General features: G+C 66.2%; 21 protein-coding genes and 1 tRNA gene. 1 reads left to right on the top strand and 21 read right to left on the bottom strand.

Annotation, left to right across the window (positions count from 1 at the left end; genetic code table 11):
* Nucleotides 1-47: 47 nt before the first annotated feature.
* From rplW to ACQP0P_RS07035, 21 genes are all read right to left on the bottom strand, one after another.
* A complete protein-coding gene (rplW, locus tag ACQP0P_RS07135) occupies nucleotides 48-350 on the bottom strand; it encodes a 50S ribosomal protein L23 (protein WP_030912923.1) in 303 nt (100 codons plus the stop codon).
* Entirely contained in the window at nucleotides 350-997 is a 648-nt protein-coding gene (gene rplD / locus ACQP0P_RS07130) for a 50S ribosomal protein L4 (protein ID WP_433372559.1), read from the bottom strand. The genes rplW and rplD overlap by 1 nt, the downstream gene beginning before the upstream one ends.
* Nucleotides 994-1,647, bottom strand: coding sequence for a 50S ribosomal protein L3 (gene rplC, locus ACQP0P_RS07125; RefSeq protein WP_433372556.1), 654 nt, complete (start codon nucleotides 1,645-1,647; stop codon nucleotides 994-996). Before rplC ends, rplD begins: the two co-directional genes overlap by 4 nt.
* A gap of 14 nt (nucleotides 1,648-1,661) precedes the next feature.
* Nucleotides 1,662-1,970 carry a 30S ribosomal protein S10 gene (gene rpsJ, locus ACQP0P_RS07120; RefSeq protein WP_030912931.1) on the bottom strand — a complete coding sequence of 103 codons (309 nt, stop codon included), beginning with the start codon at nucleotides 1,968-1,970 and terminating at the stop codon, nucleotides 1,662-1,664.
* A gap of 335 nt (nucleotides 1,971-2,305) precedes the next feature.
* The gene (gene tuf, locus ACQP0P_RS07115; protein WP_433372554.1) at nucleotides 2,306-3,499 is read right to left on the bottom strand and encodes an elongation factor Tu; all 1,194 of its coding nucleotides are present in this window, start codon (nucleotides 3,497-3,499) and stop codon (nucleotides 2,306-2,308) included.
* A 306-nt stretch (nucleotides 3,500-3,805) separates the two neighbouring features.
* Nucleotides 3,806-5,854, bottom strand: a complete 2,049-nt coding sequence (gene fusA / locus ACQP0P_RS07110) for an elongation factor G (RefSeq protein ID WP_433381727.1) — start codon at nucleotides 5,852-5,854, stop codon at nucleotides 3,806-3,808.
* Between the two features lie 87 nt (nucleotides 5,855-5,941).
* Nucleotides 5,942-6,412, bottom strand: coding sequence for a 30S ribosomal protein S7 (gene rpsG, locus ACQP0P_RS07105; protein WP_012887827.1), 471 nt, complete (start codon nucleotides 6,410-6,412; stop codon nucleotides 5,942-5,944).
* Nucleotides 6,413-6,414: 2 nt separating this feature from the next.
* Nucleotides 6,415-6,786: a 30S ribosomal protein S12 gene (gene rpsL / locus ACQP0P_RS07100; RefSeq protein ID WP_012887826.1), complete on the bottom strand. Its 372-nt coding sequence runs from the start codon at nucleotides 6,784-6,786 to the stop codon at nucleotides 6,415-6,417.
* 541 nt (nucleotides 6,787-7,327) lie between these two features.
* Nucleotides 7,328-11,215, bottom strand: coding sequence for a DNA-directed RNA polymerase subunit beta' (locus tag ACQP0P_RS07095; RefSeq protein ID WP_433372551.1), 3,888 nt, complete (start codon nucleotides 11,213-11,215; stop codon nucleotides 7,328-7,330).
* 26 nt (nucleotides 11,216-11,241) lie between these two features.
* A complete protein-coding gene (gene rpoB / locus ACQP0P_RS07090) occupies nucleotides 11,242-14,709 on the bottom strand; it encodes a DNA-directed RNA polymerase subunit beta (RefSeq protein ID WP_433372548.1) in 3,468 nt (1,155 codons plus the stop codon).
* A 443-nt stretch (nucleotides 14,710-15,152) separates the two neighbouring features.
* Nucleotides 15,153-15,677, bottom strand: coding sequence for a hypothetical protein (locus ACQP0P_RS07085; RefSeq protein ID WP_433372545.1), 525 nt, complete (start codon nucleotides 15,675-15,677; stop codon nucleotides 15,153-15,155).
* Nucleotides 15,674-16,192, bottom strand: coding sequence for a hypothetical protein (locus ACQP0P_RS07080; RefSeq protein WP_433372542.1), 519 nt, complete (start codon nucleotides 16,190-16,192; stop codon nucleotides 15,674-15,676). The genes ACQP0P_RS07085 and ACQP0P_RS07080 overlap by 4 nt, the downstream gene beginning before the upstream one ends.
* 203 nt (nucleotides 16,193-16,395) lie before the next feature.
* Nucleotides 16,396-17,397, bottom strand: a complete 1,002-nt coding sequence (locus ACQP0P_RS07075) for an ABC transporter ATP-binding protein (RefSeq protein ID WP_433372539.1) — start codon at nucleotides 17,395-17,397, stop codon at nucleotides 16,396-16,398.
* 232 nt (nucleotides 17,398-17,629) lie between these two features.
* Nucleotides 17,630-18,019 carry a 50S ribosomal protein L7/L12 gene (rplL, locus tag ACQP0P_RS07070; RefSeq protein WP_030923997.1) on the bottom strand — a complete coding sequence of 130 codons (390 nt, stop codon included), beginning with the start codon at nucleotides 18,017-18,019 and terminating at the stop codon, nucleotides 17,630-17,632.
* A gap of 82 nt (nucleotides 18,020-18,101) precedes the next feature.
* Entirely contained in the window at nucleotides 18,102-18,626 is a 525-nt protein-coding gene (rplJ, locus tag ACQP0P_RS07065) for a 50S ribosomal protein L10 (RefSeq protein ID WP_343968364.1), read from the bottom strand.
* Nucleotides 18,627-18,947: 321 nt separating this feature from the next.
* On the bottom strand, nucleotides 18,948-19,757 hold the full coding sequence (locus tag ACQP0P_RS07060; protein ID WP_433372534.1) for an LppX_LprAFG lipoprotein: 810 nt from the start codon (nucleotides 19,755-19,757) through the stop codon (nucleotides 18,948-18,950).
* A 164-nt stretch (nucleotides 19,758-19,921) separates the two neighbouring features.
* A complete protein-coding gene (gene rplA, locus ACQP0P_RS07055) occupies nucleotides 19,922-20,635 on the bottom strand; it encodes a 50S ribosomal protein L1 (protein ID WP_030923988.1) in 714 nt (237 codons plus the stop codon).
* Nucleotides 20,636-20,812: 177 nt separating this feature from the next.
* Nucleotides 20,813-21,244, bottom strand: coding sequence for a 50S ribosomal protein L11 (gene rplK, locus ACQP0P_RS07050; RefSeq protein ID WP_343968369.1), 432 nt, complete (start codon nucleotides 21,242-21,244; stop codon nucleotides 20,813-20,815).
* 161 nt (nucleotides 21,245-21,405) lie between these two features.
* Nucleotides 21,406-22,176, bottom strand: coding sequence for a transcription termination/antitermination protein NusG (nusG, locus tag ACQP0P_RS07045; protein WP_433372531.1), 771 nt, complete (start codon nucleotides 22,174-22,176; stop codon nucleotides 21,406-21,408).
* Nucleotides 22,177-22,248: 72 nt separating this feature from the next.
* Nucleotides 22,249-22,497, bottom strand: coding sequence for a preprotein translocase subunit SecE (secE, locus tag ACQP0P_RS07040; protein ID WP_037972396.1), 249 nt, complete (start codon nucleotides 22,495-22,497; stop codon nucleotides 22,249-22,251).
* A gap of 75 nt (nucleotides 22,498-22,572) precedes the next feature.
* Nucleotides 22,573-22,645 (bottom strand) — tRNA-Trp (locus ACQP0P_RS07035).
* A gap of 245 nt (nucleotides 22,646-22,890) precedes the next feature.
* Between ACQP0P_RS07035 and ACQP0P_RS07030 the strand changes: the two genes are divergently transcribed.
* Nucleotides 22,891-24,096: a pyridoxal phosphate-dependent aminotransferase gene (locus tag ACQP0P_RS07030; protein ID WP_433372526.1), complete on the top strand. Its 1,206-nt coding sequence runs from the start codon at nucleotides 22,891-22,893 to the stop codon at nucleotides 24,094-24,096.
* Nucleotides 24,097-24,210 lie beyond the last annotated feature (114 nt).

Genomic DNA, 24,210 nt, shown 5'->3' with positions numbered 1-24,210 from the left:
CACCTGGTGGTGAGGGGCTTTCTCCCTGTACGTACTGAGCGAGCGCGTCAGCCGATCTGGCCGAAGATGTCAATCCGGTCGCCTTCGACCAGGCTGACGATCGCTCGCTTGGTAGCCGGACGCTGGCCATAGCCGAACCTGGTCCGCTTACGCTTGCCCTGGCGGTTGATGGTGTTGACGCTGGCCACCTTGACGCCGAAGATCTTCTCAACAGCGATCTTGACCTGCGTCTTGTTGGCCGTCTTCCGCACCAGGAACGTGTACTTGTTGTGCTCGTCGATCAGGCCGTAGCTCTTCTCGGAGACAACCGGCTTGATGATGATGTCGCGCGGGTCGGCGATCTTCTCCATCAGGCGTCTTCCTTCCCGCTCTTGCTCAGACGCGCGACGACCTGGTCGTACGCCGCCTGAGTGAAAACGACGTCGTCGTGGCAGAGCACGTCATAGGTGTTGAGCTGCCCGGCGTCCAGCAGGTGGACCTCGGGAGCGTTACGCAGGCTCAGCCAGCTGAGCTCGTCACCCTCGTCGACGACGACCAGGACGCTACGCGCCTCGGTGATCTTGCGAAGCGACTCGAGAGCCGCCTTGGTCTTCGGGGTCTCCCCCGCGACCAGACCGCTGACCACGTGAACGCGGCCCCCGGTCGCCCTGTCGGACAGGGCCCCGCGCAGGGCGGCGGCCTTCATCTTCTTGGGAGTCTTCTGCGAGTAGTCCCGCGGAACCGGACCGTGGACGGTGCCGCCGCCGGTGAACTGCGGAGCGCGGGTCGAACCCTGGCGGGCGCGGCCGGTCCCCTTCTGGCGGTACGGCTTCTTGCCGCCACCACTGACCTCACCGCGGGTCTTGGCCTTGTGGGTGCCCTGCCGGCGAGCGGCGAGCTGGGCCACGACGACCTGGTGGATCAGCGGGATGTTGACCGTGGTGCCGAAGATGTCCTCCGGCAGATCGACGGTCCCGGCCTTGTCGCCGCTCGCGTCGAGGACGTCAATGGTGCTCACTTGGCAGCCCCCTTCTTGGCAGCGGTGCGGACCAGAACCAGGCTGCCGTTGGCGCCGGGGATCGCACCCTTGATCAGGATGAGGCCCTTCTCGGCGTCCACGGCGTGGACCTTGAGGCTCTGGATGGTCGTGCGGGCGTTGCCCATCCGGCCGGCCATCCGCACGCCCTTGAAGACGCGGCCCGGGGTGGCGCAGCCACCGATGGAACCCGGCGAGCGGTGCTTGCGCTGCGTACCGTGCGAGGCGCCCAGGCCCTTGAAGCCGTGCCGCTTCATGACACCCGCGTAACCCTTGCCCTTGCTCTTGCCCGTCACGTCGACGTACTGGCCGGCCTCGAAGGTGTCGGCCGAGAGCTCCTGGCCCAGGGTGTACTCGCTCACGTCGTCAGTGCGGATCTCCGCGAAGTAACGGCGCGGGGTGATGTCGTGCTTGCGCAGGTAGTCGCCGAGCGGCTTGTTGACCTTCCGCGGGTCGATCTGCCCGAAGCCCAGCTGGATGGCGGTGTAGCCGTCCTTCTCAGCGGTGCGGACGCGGGTCACGACGCACGGACCAGCCTCGACGACGGTCACCGGGACCATCCGGTTGTCCGCGTCGAAGACCTGGGTCATGCCGAGCTTCTTGCCCAGGACGCCCTTGATCTGCTTAGCCATGTCAGTGCGTTCCCTCAGAGCTTGATCGAGATGTCAACGCCGGCGGGAAGGTCGAGTCGCATGAGCGAGTCGACCGTCTTCGGCGTCGGGTCGATGATGTCAATCAGCCGCTTGTGCGTGCGCATCTCAAAGTGCTCGCGGCTGTCCTTGTACTTGTGCGGCGAGCGGATGACGCAGTACACGTTCTTCTCGGTCGGCAGCGGCACCGGGCCCGCGACCTTGGCGCCAGTCCTTGTCACCGTCTCGACGATCTTCTTGGCCGAGACGTCGATGACCTCGTGGTCATAGGCCTTGAGCCGAATGCGGATCTTCTGTCCCGCCATAATGGCCTCGGTGTCCTTCACTGTCGTCTGAAAAAGTTACGTGCGGCCTGTTGCCGCTGTGTCATGGCCGGGTCCGTCTCGGACGTCCCCTCCATGTTGCGCGGAGCCCGCCTCGCCCTTCAGGCGACGCCCTCCGCACACGCCCCACGTAGCAGACGCTGTGAGTCCGCGCTTTCTTCCGTGATCTGGCAGTTACTTCGGTCATCGTTCGGCCGAACCAACTGCGAGATCACGGTTCGTGGGGTCCCTGCCGGGGTTCGCGCCCTGCGGCGCGGGCCCCTCGTGGGGAAGCGGCCGGCCCTGCGATGAGGGCCGACCGCCACTCCGCGATCGTACTACTTGAGGATCTTGGTCACTCGACCCGCACCGACGGTGCGGCCACCCTCACGGATGGCGAACTTGAGACCGTCCTCCATCGCGATGGGCTGGATGAGCGAGACGGTCATCTCGGTGTTGTCGCCCGGCATGACCATCTCGGTGCCCTCGGGGAGGTTCACCACACCGGTCACGTCAGTCGTACGGAAGTAGAACTGCGGGCGGTAGTTGTTGAAGAACGGCGTGTGGCGGCCGCCCTCGTCCTTGCTCAGGATGTAGACCTGGGCCTCGAACTCGGTGTGCGGGGTGGTCGTGCCCGGCTTGATGATGCACTGGCCGCGCTCGACGTCCTCACGCTTGATACCGCGCAGGAGCAGACCGACGTTGTCACCCGCCTGGCCCTCGTCGAGGAGCTTGCGGAACATCTCGACACCGGTGACCGTGGTGGTGGTCTTGGTCTCCTTGATACCGATGATGTCGACGGTCTCGCTGACCTTGACGATGCCACGCTCGATACGGCCGGTGACGACCGTGCCGCGACCGGTGATCGAGAAGACGTCCTCGACCGGCATCAGGAACGGCTTCTCGGTCTCACGAACCGGCTCGGGGACGTTCTCGTCCACCGCGGTCATGAGCTCGATGATCGAGTCGCCCCACTTGGCGTCGCCCTCAAGCGCCTTCAGCGCCGAGACGCGGACGACCGGCAGGTCGTCGCCGGGGAACTCCTGAGCCGAGAGAAGCTCGCGGACCTCGAGCTCGACGAGCTCCAGGATCTCCTCGTCGTCCACCATGTCGGACTTGTTGAGGGCCACGACGATGTAGGGGACGCCGACCTGGCGGGCCAGGAGGACGTGCTCCTTCGTCTGCGGCATCGGACCGTCGGTGGCGGCGACCACGAGGATCGCACCGTCCATCTGAGCCGCACCGGTGATCATGTTCTTCACGTAGTCGGCGTGACCGGGGCAGTCCACGTGGGCGTAGTGGCGCTTCTCGGTCTGGTACTCGACGTGCGAGATGGAGATCGTGATACCACGAGCCTTCTCCTCGGGCGCCTTGTCGATCTTGTCGAACGCGGTCGCCTCGTTGAGGTTCGGGAAACGGTCGTGGAGCACCTTGGTGATCGCCGCGGTCAGAGTGGTCTTGCCGTGGTCGATGTGCCCAATGGTGCCGATGTTTACGTGCGGCTTGGTCCGCTCGAACTTGGCCTTGGCCACTGCTCTCTCCTTAGAGATTCTGACGTGACTTGCGTCTTCATATTCGGGTTCGGGGAGGCCGATCCCTCTCGGAACCGGCCCGCGAGAAAGCTCTCGCCCCGCACCCCCGGCAACGGGCGGCGAGTCTCCTCGCCTCCCGTAACCGAAGTAGGTGCCGGACTTACTCGCCCCGCACCCCTCCGGTAGCGGGGCGACGATCTCCTCGCCTCCCGTAACCGAAGTAGGTGCCGGACTTACTCGCCCCGCACCCCTCCGGTAGCGGGGCGACGATCTCCTCGCCTCCCGTAACCGAAGTAGGTGCCGGACTTACTCGCCCCGCACCTTCGCGACGATCTCCTTGGCGATGTGCGCGGGCACTTCCGCGTAGGAGTCGAACTGCATGCTGTAGCTCGCGCGTCCCTGCGTCTTGCTACGGAGGTCTCCCACGTAGCCGAACATCTCAGAGAGCGGCACGAGCGCCTTGACGATCCGGGCACCGGAGCGCTCGTCCATCGCCTGGATCTGCCCGCGGCGACCGTTGAGGTCACCGATGACATCACCCATGTAGTCCTCGGGCGTGGTGACCTCGACGGCCATCATCGGCTCCAGGATTACGGCGTCCGCCTTGCGCGCGGCCTCCTTGAAGGCCATCGAACCGGCGATCTTGAAGGCCATTTCGGACGAGTCCACCTCGTGGTAGGCGCCGTCCTGCAGGGTGACCTTGACCCCGACCATGGGGTAACCGGCGAGAACACCGAACTCGGCGGCCTCCTGGGCGCCCGCGTCGACCGAGGGGATGTACTCCCTCGGGATACGGCCACCGGAGACCTTGTTCGCGAACTCGTAACCGTCGTTGCCCTCGCCCAGCGGCTCAATGTCGATGATGACCTTGGCGAACTGGCCGGAACCACCGGTCTGCTTCTTGTGGACGTAGTCGACCTTCTCCACCTTGCGGCGGATGGTCTCCCGGTAGGCCACCTGAGGCCGGCCGATGTTGGCCTCGACCTTGAACTCGCGGCGCATCCGGTCGACGAGGATCTCCAGGTGGAGCTCGCCCATACCCCAGATGACCGTCTGCCCGGTCTCCTCGTCACGACGGACCTGGAAGGACGGGTCCTCCTCGGCCAGACGCTGGATGGCGGTGCCCAGCTTCTCCTGGTCACCCTTGGTCTTGGGCTCGATCGCGACGCTGATGACCGGCGCCGGGAAGTTCATCGACTCCAGGACCACGGGGTGAGCCGGGTCGGACAGGGTGTCACCGGTGGTGGTGTCCTTCAGGCCCATGACGGCGACGATCTGACCGGCGACGGCCGACGGGCGCTCCTCGCGCTTGTTGGCGTGCATCTGGTAGATCTTGCCGATCCGCTCTTTGCGGCCTTTCACCGAGTTGACCACGGCGGTGCCGGTCTCGAGCGTGCCCGAGTAGATGCGGATGTAGGTGAGGCGTCCCAGGTGCTGGTCGCTCATGATCTTGAATGCCAGCGCGGAGAACGGCTCGTTCACATCCGCGTGGCGCTCGATGATCTCCTCTTCCTTGCCGACCGCGTGGCCCTTGAAGGCCGGGATGTCGGTCGGGGCGGGGAGGTAGGCGACGATCGCGTCGAGCAGGGGCTGGATGCCCTTGTTCTTGAACGCGGTGCCAGTCAGGACCGGGTTGATAGAGCTGCTCAGCGTGGCGCGGCGAATGGCCGCGACCAGCTGCTCCTCGGTGGGCTCGACGCCCTCCAGGAAGAGCTCCATCAGCTCGTCGTCGTTCTCGGCGACCGTCTCGACCAGCTTGTCACGCCACTCGCGAGCAGTCTCGGAGTACTCCTCCGGGATGTCCACGGTCTCGTACATCTCGCCCTTGGCCGTCTCGGTGCCCCAGTAGAGGCCCTTCATCTTGACCAGGTCGATGACGCCCTTGAATTCCGCCTCGACGCCCCAGGGAAGCTGGACGACGGCGGGGGTCGCGTTCAGGCGGCTGACCATCATGTCGACGCAGCGGTGGAACTCCGCGCCGACCCGGTCCAGCTTGTTGACGAAGCAGATCCTGGGCACTTCGTAACGGTCGGCCTGACGCCACACCGTCTCGGACTGGGGCTCGACGCCTGCAACGCCGTCGAACACGGCGACGGCACCGTCGAGGACGCGGAGCGAGCGCTCCACCTCGATCGTGAAGTCCACGTGACCCGGCGTGTCGATGATGTTGATCGTGTGGCCGAGCCACTCGCAGGTCGTAGCAGCGGAGGTGATGGTGATACCACGCTCCTGCTCCTGCTCCATCCAGTCCATCGTGGCTGCGCCCTCGTGGACCTCACCGATCTTGTAGTTGATACCGGTGTAGAACAGGATGCGCTCAGTCGTCGTGGTCTTGCCCGCGTCGATGTGAGCCATGATCCCGATGTTGCGGACCTTGGCCAGGTCAAGAGCGGTCGTGGTGGCCACTTCTCTCGCGTCCTCGTCGTCTCGTCGAAGCCGCTGTTACCAGCGGTAGTGGGCGAAGGCCTTGTTGGACTCGGCCATCTTGTGGGTGTCCTCACGCTTCTTGACGCTTGCGCCGAGGCCGTTGCTGGCATCGAGCAGTTCGTTCATGAGGCGCTCGGTCATGGTCTTCTCGCGGCGGGCCCGGGAGTACTGCACCAGCCAGCGCAGGGCCAGGGTGGTGCTACGCGCGGCGCGCACCTCGACCGGGACCTGGTAGGTCGCGCCACCGACACGGCGGCTGCGGACCTCAAGGGTGGGCTTGACGTTGTCCAGCGCGCGCTTCAGGGTGACGACCGGGTCGTTGCCGGTCTTCTCCTTGGCGCCTTCGAGGGCGCCGTACACGATGGACTGAGCGATGGACCGCTTGCCGTCCAGGAGCACCTTGTTGATAAGCGCGGTGACCAGGGGCGAGTTGTGAACCGGGTCAGCCATGAGCTGACGACGGCCAGGAGAACCCTTGCGAGGCATTCTTACTTCTCCTTCTTCGCGCCGTAACGGCTACGGGCCTGCTTGCGGTTACGGACACCCTGGGTGTCGAGCGAACCGCGGATGATCTTGTAGCGAACACCCGGCAGGTCCTTCACACGACCACCGCGGACGAGCACGATGGAGTGCTCCTGAAGGTTGTGACCGACACCGGGGATGTAGGCCGTGACCTCGATACCGTTGGTGAGCCGGACACGCGCGACCTTGCGGAGGGCGGAGTTCGGCTTCTTGGGGGTCGTGGTGTAAACGCGCATGCAGGTGCCGCGTCGCTGAGGGCTGGCCTTGAGCGCCGGGGTCTTGGTCTTGGTGACCTTGTCCTGGCGGCCCTTGCGGACCAGCTGCTGAATCGTGGGCACCGCGTCTCCGTTCGTGCTAGCCGGTTAATCGAATGTCGTGCATTTTGCAGGCGCTGCCGGTGTCATGACCTGCGGTTCTTTCATCCCCTCCGACCCACGCGGTCGGGCGTGTCGCGCACTTGTCACGTCACAACCCGGTCAAGGCCGGTCCGATGGAGGAGGTCATGCGGCACCCCTGCCGACTCCCCACCGGGAACCTGTCGACGCACACGCATGAGGGCCCATGAAGACATGAGCACGAAGGGCAAGACTACCCAGCCGAGCGCAACACGTCAAAACGGCCGCACCAGCAGGGCGCCGCTGTGGGCGCCCGCATTCGTGTCATGACTCCCACGACCGGTTTCCGACCGACCGCTTCCGGGTCCACGTCGAGCTTACCCGTCGCAGAGCACTTCTCCGGCCGTTCTCCCCATTAACGTACGGCTTTCGCCGCAACATTCCGGTCAAGAAAGGGCCACACCCACCCGTCACGGACGTGAACATGGTGGAAAGGCAGCGGCGCCCGGTCCCCTGCCGGGGACCGGGCGCCGCCTGCGATCACTTAGCGGTTGTACTGACCGAAGTCGTACTCCTCCAGCGGCACGGCCTCACCGGAGCCCGAACCGAAGGTGTAGTCCGCCGCGGAGCCGTCGTAGCCGCCGACCGTGTACATCGCGGCCTTGGCCTCCTCGGTGGGCTCGACCCGGATGTTGCGGTACTGCGGCATACCGGTACCGGCCGGGATGAGCTTTCCGATGATGACGTTCTCCTTGAGACCGAGCAGCGAGTCCGACTTGGCGTGGATCGCCGCGTCGGTGAGCACTCGGGTCGTCTCCTGGAAGGACGCCGCGGACAGCCAGGACTCGGTGGCGAGCGAGGCCTTGGTGATACCCATCAGCACCGGACGCCCGGAGGCCGGCGTGCCGCCCTCCGCCACGCACTCGCGGTTGATCCGCTCGAAGCGCGGCCGCTCGACGAGCTCACCGGGCAGCATGTCGGCGTCGCCGGACTCCAGCACGTTCACGCGCTTGAGCATCTGCCGCACGATGATCTCGATGTGCTTGTCGTGGATCGACACACCCTGCGAGCGGTAGACCTGCTGGACCTCCGCCACGAGGTGCAGCTGCACGGCCCGGGGGCCGAGGATGCGCAGCACCTCGTTGGGGTTGACGGCACCGGCGATCAGCTGCTGGCCGACCTTGACCCGCTGCCCGTCGGTGACCAGCATGCGCGACCGCATCGACACCGGGTAGGCGACCTCCTCGGAACCGTCGTCCGGGACGATCACGATCTTCCGGGTCTTGTCGGTCTCGTCGATGCGGACCCGGCCCTCGGCCTCGCTGATCGGGGCGACGCCCTTGGGGACGCGCGCCTCGAAAAGCTCCTGGACACGGGGCAGACCGTGGGTGATGTCGGCGCCCGCCACACCACCGGTGTGGAAGGTCCGCATCGTCAGCTGGGTGCCGGGCTCACCGATCGACTGGGCGGCGATGATGCCGACCGCCTCGCCGACGTCCACCAGCTTGCCGGTCGCGAGCGAGCGGCCGTAGCAGGTGGCGCAGACACCGATCTTGGCCTCGCAGACGAGGGCGCTGCGGGTCCTGACGGTCTCCACTCCGGCCTCGACCAGGGCGGTGACGTGGATGTCGTTGATGTCGACGCCCACCGGAACGATGATCTTGCCGTCCACCTCCACGTCCTCGGCGAGGATGCGGCCGTGCACGTTGCTCTCGGCGTTCTCCGCCTTGACCAGGTTGCCCTGAGAGTCGCGGTCGGCGACGTGCAGCGGGACGGCGCGGTCGGTGCCGCAGTCGATCTCGCGGACGATGACGTCCTGCGCGACGTCCACCAGACGACGGGTCAGGTACCCCGAGTCGGCGGTCCGCAGCGCGGTGTCCGCCAGACCCTTCCGCTGGCCGTGGGTGGAGATGAAGTACTCCAGCACCGACAGGCCCTCGCGGAACGAGGCCTTGATCGGGCGCGGGATCGTCTCACCCTTGGTGTTGGACACCAGACCACGGATGCCGGAGATCTGCCGGACCTGCATCAGGTTTCCTCGGGCGCCCGACTGGACCATCATCCAGACCGGGTTGGTCTTCGGGAACGCCTTCTGCATGTCGTCGGTCACGTCGCTGGTCGCGTGCGTCCAGATCTCGATGAGCTCCTGACGACGCTCCTCGTCCGTGATCAGACCACGCTCGTACTCGCGCTGGACCTTGTCGGCCCGGCGCTCGTACGTCTCCATGATCTCGGACTTGTTCGGCGGCGCGATGACGTCCTCGATGGAGATCGTCACACCGGCCCTGGTCGCCCAGTAGAAGCCGGCGTCCTTGAGGGCGTCGAGCGCGGCCGCGACCTCGACCTTGGGGTACTTCTCAGCGAGCTCGTTGACGATGACCGACAGCTGCTTCTTGCCGACCTGCGAGTTCACGTACGGGTAGTTCGCCGGCAGGGTCTGGTTGAACAGGCAGCGGCCCAGAGTGGTCTCCAGGCGGTAGCTGTCACCGGCCTCCCAGCCCTCGGGGGCCGCCCAGCCGCGGGGCGGCGGGACGTCTCCCCGCATCCGGATCTGGATCGACGACTGGATGTCGAGCTCCCGGCGGTCGAAGGCCATCAGCGCCTCCGACACCGAGCCGAAGACCCGTCCCCGGCCGACGCCGTTCTCGTCCTCGTCCTTGAGCGTGGTCAACGAGTAGAGACCGATGATCATGTCCTGGGTGGGCATGGTCACGGGCTTGCCGTCGGCCGGCTTCAGGATGTTGTTCGTCGACAGCATCAGGATGCGGGCCTCGGCCTGCGCCTCGGCGGACAGCGGCAGGTGCACGGCCATCTGGTCGCCGTCGAAGTCCGCGTTGAACGCGGTGCAGACGAGCGGGTGGATCTGGATGGCCTTGCCCTCGACCAGCTGCGGCTCGAAGGCCTGGATGCCCAGGCGGTGCAGGGTCGGCGCGCGGTTGAGCAGCACGGGGTGCTCGGTGATGACCTCTTCGAGGACGTCCCACACGACCGGGCGAGCACGCTCGACCATCCGCTTGGCCGACTTGATGTTCTGCGCGTGGTTCAGGTCGACCAGGCGCTTCATCACGAACGGCTTGAAGAGCTCCAGCGCCATCTGCTTGGGCAGACCGCACTGGTGCAGCTTCAGCTGCGGGCCGACGACGATGACCGAACGGCCGGAGTAGTCGACTCGCTTGCCCAGCAGGTTCTGGCGGAACCGGCCCTGCTTGCCCTTCAGCATGTCGCTGAGGGACTTCAGCGGGCGGTTGCCCGGACCGGTGACCGGGCGGCCGCGGCGGCCGTTGTCGAACAGCGCGTCGACGGCCTCCTGGAGCATCCGCTTCTCGTTGTTCACGATGATCTCGGGGGCGCCGAGGTCGAGAAGCCGCTTGAGTCGGTTGTTCCGGTTGATCACACGGCGGTACAGGTCGTTCAGGTCCGAGGTGGCGAACCGGCCACCGTCGAGCTGCACCATGGGGCGCAGGTCCGGCGGGATGACCGGGATGCAGTCGAGGACCATCCCGTTGGGCGAGTTGCGAGTGTTCAGGAACGCCGACACGACCTTGAGACGCTTGAGCGCGCGGGCCTTCTTCTGGCCCTTGCCGCTGCGGATCGTCTCGCGCAGGTTCTCGGCCTCAAGAGCGAGGTCGAAGCTGGTCAGACGCTCCTGGATGGCCTGGGCGCCCATGCCACCGCGGAAGTAACGGCCGAAGCGGTCGCGCATCTCGCGGTAGAGCAGCTCGTCGCCCTCAAGGTCCTGGACCTTGAGGTTCTTGAAGCGGCTCCAGACCTCGTCCAGCCGGTCCAGCTCGCGCTGGGCCCGGTCACGCAGCTGCCGCATCTCGCGCTCGGCGCCCTCACGCACCTTGCGGCGCTGGTCGCCCTTGGCGCCGGCGGCCTCAAGCTCGGCCAGGTCGGTCTCCAGCTTGCGCTGGCGAGCCTCGATGTCGGCGTCACGGCGCTGCTCGACGTGCTGCCGCTCGACGGAGATCTTCGCCTCCAGCGACGGCAGGTCACGCTCGCGCATTTCCTTGTCGACGTGCGTGATCATGTAGGCCGCGAAGTAGATGACCTTCTCGAGGTCCTTCGGAGCCAGGTCGAGCAGGTATCCCAGCCGGGACGGGACACCCTTGAAGTACCAGATGTGCGTGACGGGCGCGGCCAGCTCGATGTGGCCCATCCGCTCACGACGCACCTTGGCGCGGGTCACCTCGACGCCACAGCGCTCACAGATGATGCCCTTGAAGCGGACGCGCTTGTACTTACCGCAGTAGCACTCCCAGTCTCGGGTCGGACCGAAGATCTTCTCGCAGAAGAGTCCGTCCTTCTCGGGCTTGAGCGTCCGGTAGTTGATGGTTTCGGGCTTCTTCACCTCGCCGTGCGACCACTGGCGGATGTCGTCGGCGGTCGCGAGGCCGATCCGAAGCTCGTCGAAGAAGTTGACGTCGAGCACTTGTAATCCCCTCCTCAGCTTCTAGATCAGACCTCTTCGACGCTGCTCGGCTCACGCCGGGACAGGTCGATGCCGAGTTCTTCCGCGGCGCGGAAGACGTCTTCGTCGGTGTCGCGCATCTCGATGGACATGCCGTCGCTGGAGAGCACCTCGACGTTCAGGCACAGCGACTGCATTTCCTTGATGAGGACCTTGAACGATTCCGGGATGCCCGGCTCAGGGATGTTCTCGCCCTTGACGATCGCCTCGTAGACCTTCACCCGGCCGAGGACGTCGTCGGACTTGATGGTGAGCAGTTCCTGGAGCGCGTAGGCGGCGCCATACGCCTCCAGAGCCCAGACCTCCATCTCACCGAAGCGCTGGCCACCGAACTGGGCCTTACCACCGAGCGGCTGCTGGGTGATCATGGAGTACGGGCCGGTCGAACGAGCGTGGATCTTGTCGTCGACCAGGTGGAGCAGCTTCAGGATGTAGATGTAACCGACGGAGATCGGGTGCGGGAACGGCTCGCCGGAACGGCCGTCGAACAGCTGGGCCTTTCCGTTCGCGCCGACCATGCGCCCGCCGTCCCTGTTGACCAGGGTGTTGTCGAGCAGGCCGATGATCTCTTCCTCGTTGGCACCGTCGAACACCGGCGTGGCCATGTTGGTGCGCGGGTCGACCTCTGCGAAGCCCTTGTCACGCAGCCGCTCGGCCCATGCCTCCTCGATGCCCGAGATATCCCAGCCTCTGGCCGCGATCCACCCCAGGTGGGTCTCCAGGACCTGGCCGACGTTCATTCGGCCGGGCACGCCCAGAGGGTTGAGGATGATGTCGACCGCCGTACCGTCCTCAAGGAACGGCATGTCCTCGACCGGAAGGATCTTGGAGATGACACCCTTGTTGCCGTGACGGCCGGCCAGCTTGTCACCGTCGGTGATCTTACGCTTCTGGGCCACGTAGACGCGGACCAGCTCGTTGACGCCGGGGGGGAGCTCGTCGCCCTCCTCGCGGCTGAACACGCGAACGCCGATGACCTTGCCCTGCTCGCCGTGCGGCACCTTCAGGGAGGTGTCACGGACCTCGCGGGCCTTCTCACCGAAGATCGCGCGGAGCAGGCGCTCCTCGGGGGTCAGCTCGGTCTCACCCTTGGGGGTGACCTTGCCGACGAGGATGTCGCCAGGGACGACCTCGGCGCCGATGCGGATGATGCCGCGCTCGTCGAGGTCGGCCAGGACCTCCTCGGAGACGTTCGGGATGTCCCGGGTGATCTCCTCGGGGCCCAGCTTGGTGTCCCGGGCGTCGACCTCGTGCTCCTCGATGTGGATCGAGGACAGGACGTCGTCCTGCACCAGGCGCTGGGAGAGGATGATCGCGTCCTCGTAGTTGTGCCCCTCCCACGGCATGAACGCCACGAGGAGGTTCTTGCCCAGGGCCATCTCGCCGTTGTCGGTGCAGGGACCGTCCGCGACGACCTGGTTCACCTCGATCCGGTCGCCTTCCGCGACGATCGGCTTCTGGTTGAAGCAGGTGCCCTGGTTGGAGCGCTTGAACTTGGCGACGCGGTAGGTCGTGCGGGTGCCGTCGTCGTTCATCACCGTGACGTAGTCGGCGGAGACCTCCTCGACCACGCCCGCCTTCTCGGCGGTGATGACGTCGCCGGCGTCGGTCGCGGCACGGTACTCCATGCCGGTGCCGACCAGCGGCGCCTCGCTCTTGAGCAGCGGCACCGACTGGCGCTGCATGTTGGAGCCCATGAGCGCACGGTTGGCGTCGTCGTGCTCCAGGAACGGGATCATCGCGGTCGCCACGGACACCATCTGGCGTGCCGAGACGTCCATGTAGTCGACCTCGTTGGCGCGCAGGGACTCGAACTCCCCGCCCTTCCTGCGGACGAGCACCCGCGGCTCAAGGAACGTTCCGTCGGAGCCGATCGGCGTGTTCGCCTGGGCGATGACGTGCCGGTCCTCCTCGTCCGCGGTCAGGTACTCGACCTGGTCGGTCACCCGGCCGTCGACGACCTTGCGGTACGGGGTCTCGACGAAGCCGAAGGAGTTGACCCGGCCGAAGGAGGCCAGCGAGCCGATCAGACCGATGTTCGGTCCTTCCGGCGTCTCGATCGGGCACATCCGGCCGTAGTGCGAGGGGTGAACGTCCCGGACCTCGAAGCCGGCCCGCTCACGGGAGAGACCACCGGGGCCCAGCGCGGACAGACGACGCTTGTGCGTCAGGCCGGCGAGGGGGTTGGTCTGGTCCATGAACTGCGACAGCTGGGATGTGCCGAAGAACTCCTTGATCGACGCCACGACCGGGCGGATGTTGATCAGGGTCTGCGGCGTGATCGCCTCGACGTCCTGGGTCGTCATCCGCTCGCGGACGACGCGCTCCATGCGGGCCAGCCCCAGGCGGACCTGGTTCTGGATGAGCTCGCCCACCGTACGGAGACGACGGTTGCCGAAGTGGTCGATGTCGTCGGTCTCGACGACGATCTCACCGTTGGCGCCGGGCATCGACACCTCGCCGGCGTGCAGCCGGACGATGTACTCGATGGTGGCGACGATGTCGTCCTCGGTGAGCGTGCCCTGGGTGATCTCGCTGTCGACCCCGAGCTTCTTGTTGATCTTGTAACGGCCGACCTTGGCGAGGTCATAGCGCTTGGAGTTGAAGTACAGGTTCTCCAGCAGCGTCTGCGCCGACTCCTTGGTCGGCGGCTCGCCCGGGCGCAGCTTGCGGTAGATGTCGAGCAGAGCGTCGTCCTGGCCGGCCGTGTGGTCCTTCTCCAGGGTCGCCCGCATGGACTCGTACTGCCCGAAACGCTCAAGGATCTGCTCGCTGGTCCAGCCGAGCGCCTTGAGCAGAACGGTGACGGCCTGCTTGCGCTTGCGGTCGATGCGGACACCGACGCTGTCCCGCTTGTCGATCTCGAACTCTAGCCAGGCGCCCCGGGAGGGAATCACCTTGCATCCATAGAGGTCCTTGTCCGAGGTCTTGTCGACGCTGCGGTCGAAATAGACACCCGGGGACCGGACCAGCTGGGAGACGACGACACGCTCGGTGCCGTTGATGATGAATGTGCCCTTGCCGGTCATGAGCGGGAAGTCGCCCATGAACACGGTCTGGCTCTTGATCTCACCAGTGGTGTTATTGATGAACTCCGCCGTGACGAACATCGGGGCGGAGTAGGTCATGTCCTTGTCTTTGCACTCATCGACTGAGTACTTGGGCGGCTCGAACCGGTGGTCCCGGAACGACAGGGACATGGTTCCGGAGAAGTCCTCGATGGGACTGATCTCCTCAAAGATCTCTTCGAGGCCCGACTGGGCCGGAACGTCCTTGCGCCCGGCCTGGCGAGCCGCCTCGACCCGCCCCTTCCACTTCTCGTTGCCGAGCAACCAGTCGAAGGACTCGGTCTGAAGAGCGAGAAGATCGGGAACTTCGAGCGGCTCCTGAATCCGTGCGAAAGACACACGACGGGGACCGGCGGGTACGGCGAAGGCGTTGCGCGAGGCTGCCAACAGATGTCCTTCCGAGGGCTCGCGGCGGACTGACTACACGCACGCCAGACGACCATGCATCAGAGCACCAAAAGAAGCGGGTCGTCAAAGGGCAGCGCAAAGGGGCAGTGTAGCCGAACGGCACACACCTGTCCACCTCAGTCTCACTGCAAGCTCCACGTTGGTCGCAGCATCGCCCGTCAGAGCCGAAACGTCAAGCCCGGGAGCTGACATTTCGGCCGGGAAATAGCCGAGACCCTGGGAGTTTTCCCACCGGGTGACCTGCGCACACCACAGGATGCAACACGATGTCCGACCTGGTGTGGCTGACGCTGAGTCACTCGGCGGTTCGAACGCCAGCCGATGGTTCGACTGACGATCGACGCTGCCATGGCAGGTGTACCCAACCGCAAACCCATCCCAAACCAAGGCTTTACTAACAATTGAATGAAGCGACGCGCCGATCATGGTGACGGGGGATCTCCGAGCAGTGTGGAGAGCTCGGCGACGAACCAGCGGGAGTCCTTCTTGACCATGATGAACCTGGCCCGGTTCTGGCTGACCTGCCGGCGCGGCTCCTCCTCTCCCTGAGGGATCTTCACAGTGCTCATGTTCATGAACAGCAGCACCTGGACCCGGCCGGAGTCGCCGGACTCCACCGACTCCACGCCCGCCCCGATCACCGTCGCCTGCTGCACGGCTCTCTGCTCCCTGGCCTGCGCGGCCATGCCCCTGGTGAGCTGCCGGTAGTGCAGGCTGAGCGCCCCGGTCGTGTAACCGCCCGCCCTTGCGAAATCCTGTTCGATCGTACGATAGTCGTAGGACAGCATGTCGGAGGCGACCGACCGGGCCGCGGCGAGCGCCTCCTGTCCGGCCCTCTCGTCCGCGCGCAGCCTGCTGAGATCTGTGAACATGACCCAGACCACCGCCGCGAGCGCGAGCGCCACGACGGCCATGAGTCCGACCGCCAACCGGGAGGAGCGCGTCACGGCACCAGCTCCGCCTTGGACACGAGCCAGGCTCCCCCGACCTTGGTCACTTCCATGTTCCACCGGTGGAACTGCTCCCGTGGAGCGTTCTTACTCCCGTCCCACCGGATCACCTCATCGCCCACCACCATCACCTGGGCCGTGTCCCCTGTCAGCGAGACCAGCCCCAGGGCGCGTAGCGCGCCCGCACGGAGGATCTTGTCCTTGATCGTGCCCTCCCTGCGTTCCGTGGCGGTTCTGACGTACTCGGCCCTGGCCTCACCCGTGGAGCCGTCGAGGATTCGCTGAATGTCGGCATCGACGCTCCGGTATCCGATGGAGAGCAGATGCACCGCGTGCGCTCCCGCCGCCCGCGTCGCCGCCTGCCTGTCGTCCGCCGCCGCCTGGGCGTCGCGCAGGTCGGAGCCGATCCAGAACGCGGCGACGAGCAGCATCGCGATCAGCACTCCGAGCACCGGTGCTGCGATCCTGAGCGAGCGGCGGGGGCGGCGGGGGCGAGCGGCGTGCACTGCCATGCGTTCTCTCCCATCGCACGGTCCGTGGAACGCGAGCCGGTGAGCGCGGCTTTCCCGCCACCGGGACGGTATGCTCCCCGATCGCCGGATCATAACCCGCCGCACAGATCCGCATACCAGCCTTTGCTCACCTGCTTCGGGCCGTTTCGCCCAGCGTTTCGCTTCGTGCGGTGAACGGCGGGACGCCCGCTACCCGCCCGCGGTCAACGTGCGCCGTGGACGTGCGCCGTGACCAGCCGGGGATACTCCTCCAGCCAGTTCCGGCCCCTCTCGTCCACGAACGAGTTGGGCGGCGGGATGACCCCGTTGGCGGCCAGCCACGAACCCGGCGGGCGCTGCGTGCGGCGGATCCGGCTCTCGCTCGGCATCAGCTGCGGCGGGATCGGCGGCAGCCCGCCGGGGTCGTGCCCCAGCTGGGCCTCGGCCTCCAGCTCGGAGACGTCCTTCTCCTCGGACATGCCGATCGGGCCGTGCCTGCGGGCGTTGAGGAACTGCCTGACCACCGGCTCGTCGCTGGAGAGCAGCATCTCCCTTGGCCCGAACATGATCAGCTCACGCCGGAACAGCAGACCGATGCTGTCGGGCACCGTACGGGCGGTGTTGATGTCGTGGGTGACGATGAGGAAGGTCGCCTCGATCTCCGCGTTGAGATCCACGATCAGCTGGTTGAGATAGGTCGTGCGAACCGGGTCGAGGCCCGAATCGGGCTCGTCGAACAGGATGATCTCGGGGTCGAGGACCAGTGCCCTGGCCAGGCCCGCGCGCTTGCGCATGCCGCCGGAGATCTCGCCGGGAAGCTTGCCTTCGGCACCGGCCAGCCCGACGAGCTCCATCTTCTCCATCACGATGCGGCGGATCTCGGCCTCGCTCTTCCTGGTGTGCTCGCGCAGCGGGAAGGCGACGTTGTCGTAGAGGTTGAGCGAGCCGAACAGCGCCCCGTCCTGGAACAGCACGCCGAACAGCCGCCTGAGCTCGTAGAGCTTGTTCTCACTGCAGTTGGCGAGGTCGTGCCCGTCGATCCAGATGTGGCCGCGTTCGGGCCTCAGCAGGCCCACCAGGGTCTTCAGGAAAACGGATTTGCCCGTTCCGGACGGACCGAGCAGCACGGAGATCTCGCCGGCGGGAAGCGTCAGCGTGACGTCCTCCCAGATGACCTGCTTCCCGAACGACTTGGTCAGACCCTCTACCACGACTTCGACGCCCACGTGCCGCCCTTCAGGAGCCCGCAGGACGTGCCCGTCCCGCGGCGTGCCGGAGACTCCGCCGACAGAACCTGCGACTGCATCAACCGTAGCCGCGATCCCCCGGATTGGAAGAGGGTCCAATAGCTTCCGTCGATCGTTATGCCGTGGTTATAAGACATCGTGTCCAACAGAGCGAACACAAAAAGAGCGGGCCACCGGCACCAGGTGGACCCGCTCTTTCCGGTAAGACGAACTACTTGACGGTGACCGTCGCGCCGGCACCCTCAAGGGCGGCCTTGGCCTTCTCGGCCTGCTCCTTGTTGACCTTGCCGTCGAAGACGGACTTGGGAGCGCCGTCAACGAGGTCCTTGGCCTCCTTGAGGCCCAGGCTCGTCAGGGCGCGGATCTCCTTGATGACCTGGATCTTCTTGTCGCCGGCGGCCTCGAGGACGACGTCGAACTCGTCCTGCTCCTCGACCTCTTCGGCAGCGGCCGCACCGGGGGCGGCAGCGGCGGCGACGGCGACCGGAGCGGCGGCCTTGACGTCGAAGGTCTCCTCGAAGAGCTTCACGAAGTCGGACAGCTCAAGGAGAGTCATCTCCTTGAAAGCGTCGAGCAGCTCGTCGGTGCTGAGCTTCGCCATGATGGTTCCTCCATACGGATCTGACTACTAGGGAAAGTTGGGACCGCGGTTGCGTTAATCCCCTGTGACCGCCTGCGCGGACCTACTCGCCGGCGCCTTCGCGCTTGGCGCGCAGTGCCTCGGCCAGCTGAGCCATGTTGGTGGGCAGCGCGTTGAAGACGGCGGCCGCGTGGCCCTGCTTCGCCTTCATGGCACCGGCCAGCTTCGCGAGGAGAACCTCACGCGACTCGAGGTCGGCAAGCTTGGTGATCTCGTCCGGCGTCATCGACTTGCCGTCGACGACACCGCCCTTGATGACCAGGAGGGGATTGGCCTTGGCGAAGTCACGCAGACTCTTGGCAGCCTCGACCACGTCGCCGTTGACGAACGCGATCGCCGACGGACCCGCGAGCAGGTCGTTGAGCTGGTTGAACCCGGCCTCAGTGGCCGCGATCTTGGTCAGCGTGTTCTTCACCACGGCGAACTTCGCATTTTCACCGAGAGAAACGCGCAGCTGCTTGAGCTGGGCGACGGTGAGACCGCGGTATTCGGTCAGAACGGCAGCATTGGAGCCGTCGAAGCTGCTCTTCAGCTCAGCGACAGCCGTTGCCTTTTCTGCCTTCGCCATGGGCCTCCTTCCAGATGTGCCGCCGGGGTAAGGGCCCATGAAAAACAGACAAGCCCCGGCGCAGGCGCACGGGGCTCACATAAGGAGATTAATCCAGATGAAAACTCACATCACACCTACGCGGGCCGTCCACTGACGTGGCTCCTTAGGTCATCAGGCCATGCGGCCTGACGACGACCGGCGGTCTTCGGCGTTGACAGCGTACGCCCTGCCGTCCACGAATGCCAAATCAGTCCTGGAAACCGGTCCCGCCCCCCGCCGACGGGAAAAGGCTCGCGCCCCCCGCCCGTGCGGGCGGGGGGCGCGAGTCTCGGGAGAACCTCAGTTTCCGCCGCGGTGCTCGGGCAGGTCGCCCACCTGGTCGGCGGGCGGCGCGGTGATCTCGACGGGCTCGTTGAAGCCCTTGAAGAACGCCGTCAGGCTGAACGTCACATCCTGCTCGGAGCCACCGAGCGTGACCTTGCGGGGCAGGCTCTGCGCATCGGCCCAGAGGTCGAACTTCACGTTCTTGACCCGTGAGAACTCCTCCTGGAGCTTCTCGCGCTTGGCCGGGTCGAGCAGCTGTGCGGCCTCGGCCACCGGGAAGGTACCGCTGTAGTGGGTGGTGTCGACCCCGCCGACCGTTTCGGTGCCGACCGCCTTGACGTCCTTCGAGGCGGTCAGCAGCTTGACGGTGCCGGCCAGGTCGAACTGCTGGGCCTGGTCCATGAACTGCCTGACCCCGGCCTGCCCCTTGGCGTCGAGCTCGCCGAGCGACACCTTGACCCACGGCTTGGTGGTGCCGGCGAACCTGTTGAGGAGCTCGGACTTCACGTAGACCGTCTCACCCGACAGGATGGCCCGCGCCCCGCCGGGCACGTTCTGGCCGCCGAAGGTGACCGTGTCGAGCTTGATGTCCGTCGCCAGCTGGGGCTTGCTCTGGTAGAGCATGCTGCCCTGGATCTTGCTCGCGCCCTTCTCGCCGCCGCTCGCGTCGAGAACCAGGTCCGCGGAGTAGGAGGTGACCTCCTCGGCCTTCTGCGCACTCTGCTGCACCGCGTCGGCCGCGGCCAGTTTGACGTTTCCGAGGGAGCCGGTGCCCTGCGCACCGCATCCCGCGACCGCGACGAGCGCGGCCGCTCCCAGTGCCACTGCCGGAGCCAATCGGCGCATTTCGTCTTCACCCTTTCGTTCCCCCGATGATCCTGACTACGACAGTACGCGCCGGGAAAGCCGGGCGCGTCCTTCGGAAGAACGAAGAAGGGCCTCAACCGAATGGCCATTCGGTTGAGGCCCGCTGCGAAAGACGTCTGGTATCAGGCGTCGAGCTCGGCGGTCAGCGCCCGCGTCTGGTTGGGGTCGACCTGGATGCCGGGGCCCATGGACGTGGAGAAGACGACCTTCTTGACGTAGCGTCCCTTGGCCGCGGACGGCTTGAGACGGATCACCTCTTCGAGGGCGGCGGCGTAGTTCTCGATGAGCTGACGCTCACCGAAGGACACCTTGCCGATGATGAAGTGCAGGTTCGCGTGCCGGTCGACACGGAACTCGATCTTGCCGCCCTTGATGTCGGTGACGGCCTTGCCGACGGCCGGGGTCACGGTGCCGGTCTTGGGGTTCGGCATCAGACCACGGGGGCCGAGCACGCGGCCCAGGCGGCCGACCTTGCCCATGAGGTCCGGGGTGGCGACGACGGCGTCGAAGTCGAGGCGGCCCTTGGCGACCTCGTCGATCAGCTCGTCGGCACCGACGATGTCGGCACCCGCAGCGCGGGCCTCCTCGGCACGGTCACCGGTCGCGAAGACCAGGACCCGGGCGGTCTTGCCGGTACCGTGCGGGAGGTTGACGGTGCCGCGGACCATCTGGTCGGCCTTGCGGGGGTCGACACCCAGCCGCAGGGCCACCTCGACGGTGGCGTCGAACTTGGCGACGTTGGTCTCCTTGGCCAGCTTGGCCGCCTGGGCCGGGCTGTACAGGGTGTCGCGGTCGACCTGCGCCGCTGCGGCGCGGAATCCCTTGCTGCGCTTCACTTGCTCACTCCTGTGAATCCGAGTGTCCGTGGTGTGGGCCTGCGCCGGCCCCTCCACTTACTTCGACGTTTGGTGGTCTGACGCGATCGAGATCGCGCTCGCCGCCGGCCCCTGTTCGATCTCGCGGACGCACTTCAGCTCCGCGAGGTCGCCGCCGGGTCCGTACGGCAGGTGTTGCTAGTCGGCGATCGTGATACCCATCGACCGGGCGGTGCCGGCGATGATCTTCTCGGCCGCCTCGATGTCGTTGGCGTTGAGGTCCTGCATCTTGGTCTCGGCGATCTGGCGCAGCTGCTCCTTGGTGAGCTTGCCGACCTTGTCCTTCTGCGGGACGGCCGAACCCTTCGCGACACCGGCGGCCTTCTTGATCAGCTCAGGCGCCGGAGGCGTCTTCGTGACGAAGGTGAAGGTGCGGTCCTCGTAGATGGTGATCTCAACGGGGATGATGTTGCCGCGCTGGGCCTCGGTGGCAGCGTTGTACTGCTTCACGAAGTCCATGATGTTGACGCCGTGCGGACCGAGGGCGGTACCGACCGGCGGCGCGGGCGTGGCCTGGCCAGCGGGGAGCTGAACCTTGACCAGCGCGGCGAGCTTCTTCTTAGGAGGCATGCTTCTCTCCGGGTCCTTCTTCTCTGAACGGTGTTCCTGAGCCCCCGCGACCGCGGGGGCCACCACCGCGGGGCCCACCACGGCAACCGCAGCTTGACCGGTGCGGTGGACGGAACATCCCCGCGACCGCGGGGCAGACTGACGAAGTCTACGCGACCGGCCTAGATCTTCGAGACCTGGTTGAACGAGAGCTCGACCGGGGTCTCGCGACCGAAGATCGACACGAGCACCTTGAGCTTCTGCGACTCGGCGCTGATCTCGCTGACCGTGGCGGGCAGCGTGGCGAACGGGCCGTCCATGACGGTGACGGACTCACCGATCTCGAAGTCGACGGTCGCGGCGGAGGCCTTCGCGGTCGACTTCTTGACCTCTTCCGACGGCTCGGGCGCGAGCAGCTTGGCGACCTCTTCGAGGCTCAGCGGGCTCGGCTTGTTGGAGAGACCGACAAAGCCGGTCACACCGGGCGTGTTACGCACCGCGGACCAGGACTCGTCGGTGAGCTCCATCCGGACCAGCACGTAGCCCGGCAGCACCCGCTCCTTGACCAGCTGGCGCTTGCCGCTCTTGATCTCGGTCACGTGGTGGGTGGGCACCTCGACCTGGAAGATGTAGTCCTCCATGTTGAGGGACTGCGTGCGGGTCTCGATGTTGGACTTCACGCGGTTCTCGTAGCCGGCGTAGGAGTGGATGACGTACCACTCGCCGAACAGACCCCGCAGGTGCCGCTTGAACTCCTCGACCGGGTCGACGTCGGGAAGGACGTCACCGTCTTCGTCGACGGCGCCGGCCGGGGCCTGCTCGGCCTCGTTTTCGGCGTCGACATCCTGCCCGTCGGACTCACCAAGCGAGTCCTCGGTGACGTCTACGGCCTTCTCCAGCTCATCCTCACGCTCTTCGCGGGGCTCGCCGGCCGACTGTGCAGACTCGGACACGGTGCTCTTTCTCTTTTCGTCGATGGCTGATGGACTCGTCCGCAGGGCGGCCCGCCCGCCGGAGACCGCGGCTCAGGCTCCGCCGAAGATTCTCAGCACGCCCTCGGTGAACAGCGCATCCAAAGCCGACACGATCCCGACCATGATCAGAACGAAGACCAGGACGATGATGGTGTACGAAATGAGGTCTTTGCGCGTGGGCCAGATGACCTTACGCAGCTCGGCGACAACCTGCCGATAGAAAAGGGCGGGAGAAGTGCGCTTCGCCTTCTTCTCACCGCTCGGCTTGTCTGCGGTTTCGCCGCGCGTGTCGATCGCCACAGTCCTCACCTGAATCCATCGAGTCCAACGCATATCAGCGGCGCGCTAGACGCCAGATGCGCGGACCGCTCCTCGCAGGGCACGAGGGACTCGAACCCCCAACCGCCGGTTTTGGAGACCGGTGCGCTACCAATTGCGCTAGTGCCCTAAGACATGAACCACCATACATCGGTTGGACCGAAGTTTGTCCGCGGCTCACGGTCTTGACCGCCGGTTCACGCATGCGGCGGAAAGAACATGCCGGAGTCTACGTGTGATTGCTCACTTCGTCGAACCGGAGGGCGATCGCCCAGCTCAGCGAATCTCCCCCGGGCGCTCGGGCCTGCCGGGGCGAGCCGTCCGGATAGTGGATACCCGGCGGGAACAGCGGCACAGGTCTGTAACCATGGAGGTATGACCCGTCCCCGCATCTCAACACGCATCTCCGCGATCTCAGAGTCCGCCACGCTGGCCGTGGACGCAAAGGCCAAGGCGATGAAGGCGGCAGGCCGCCCGGTCATCGGCTTCGGCGCCGGCGAGCCGGACTTCGCCACTCCCGGCTACATCGTCGAGGCCGCCGTCGAGGCGTGCCGCAACCCCAGGTTCCACAAGTACACGCCGGCCGGCGGCCTTCCCGAGCTGAAGCAGGCCATCGCCGACAAGACGCTCCGCGACTCCGGCTACCAGGTCGACGCGGCCCAGGTCCTGGTCACCAACGGCGGCAAGCAGGCGGTCTACGAGGCGTTCGCCACGCTACTCGACCCGGGCGACGAGGTGCTGGTCGTCGCCCCCTACTGGACCACCTACCCCGAGGCGATCAAGCTGGCCGGCGGCGTCCAGGTCGACGTGGTGACCGACGAGACCACCGGCTACCTGGCGAGCGTGGAGCAGCTGGAGGCGGCGCGCACCGACCGGACCAAGGTCCTGCTGTTCGTCTCCCCGTCCAACCCGACCGGCGCGGTGTACTCCCCCGAGCAGGTCGCCCAGATCGGCCGCTGGGCCGCCGAGCACGACCTGTGGGTCGTCACGGACGAGATCTACGAGCACCTGACCTACGGCGACGCGACGTTCGCGAGCATCGCCACGGTGGCCCCCGAGCTGGGCGACAAGGTGGTGATCCTCAACGGCGTCGCCAAGACCTACGCGATGACCGGCTGGCGGGTGGGCTGGCTGATCGGCCCCAAGGACGTCGTCAAGGCCGCGACCAACCTGCAGTCGCACGCCACCTCCAACGTCTCCAACGTCGCCCAGATCGCCGCGCTGGCCGCCGTCAGCGGCGACCTGTCGGCCGTGGCCCAGATGCGCGAGGCCTTCGACCGCCGCCGCCAGACCATGGTCCGGATGCTCAACGAGATCCCGGGCGTGCTCTGCCCCGAGCCGAAGGGCGCCTTCTACGCCTACCCGTCGGTCAAGGAACTGCTGGGCAAGGACTTCGACGGCCGCCGTCCGGCGACCTCCGCCGAGCTGGCCGAGCTCATCCTGGAGGAGGCCGAGGTGGCGGTCGTCCCCGGGGAGGCGTTCGGCACCCCGGGCTACTTCCGCCTGTCCTACGCACTCGGCGACGACGACCTGGTCGAGGGCGTGGGCCGCATCGTCAAGTTCCTCGGCCAGGCCCGCTGAACACCTCCCCGGTGCGGGAGACGAGTGGCCGCCGCACCCCCGCCGGGTCGGGCTCCGGCCGACGGGGTGGCGGGCGGGGTGGCGGGCGGGGTGGCGGGCGGACGGCCTCCGTGC

The organism is Streptosporangium sp. CA-115845 (genome assembly GCF_050943795.1).
Lineage (GTDB): Bacteria > Actinomycetota > Actinomycetes > Streptosporangiales > Streptosporangiaceae > Streptosporangium.
The sequence above is the reverse complement of the archived record's forward strand: the minus strand, read 5'-3'. Positions and strand labels throughout refer to the sequence as shown.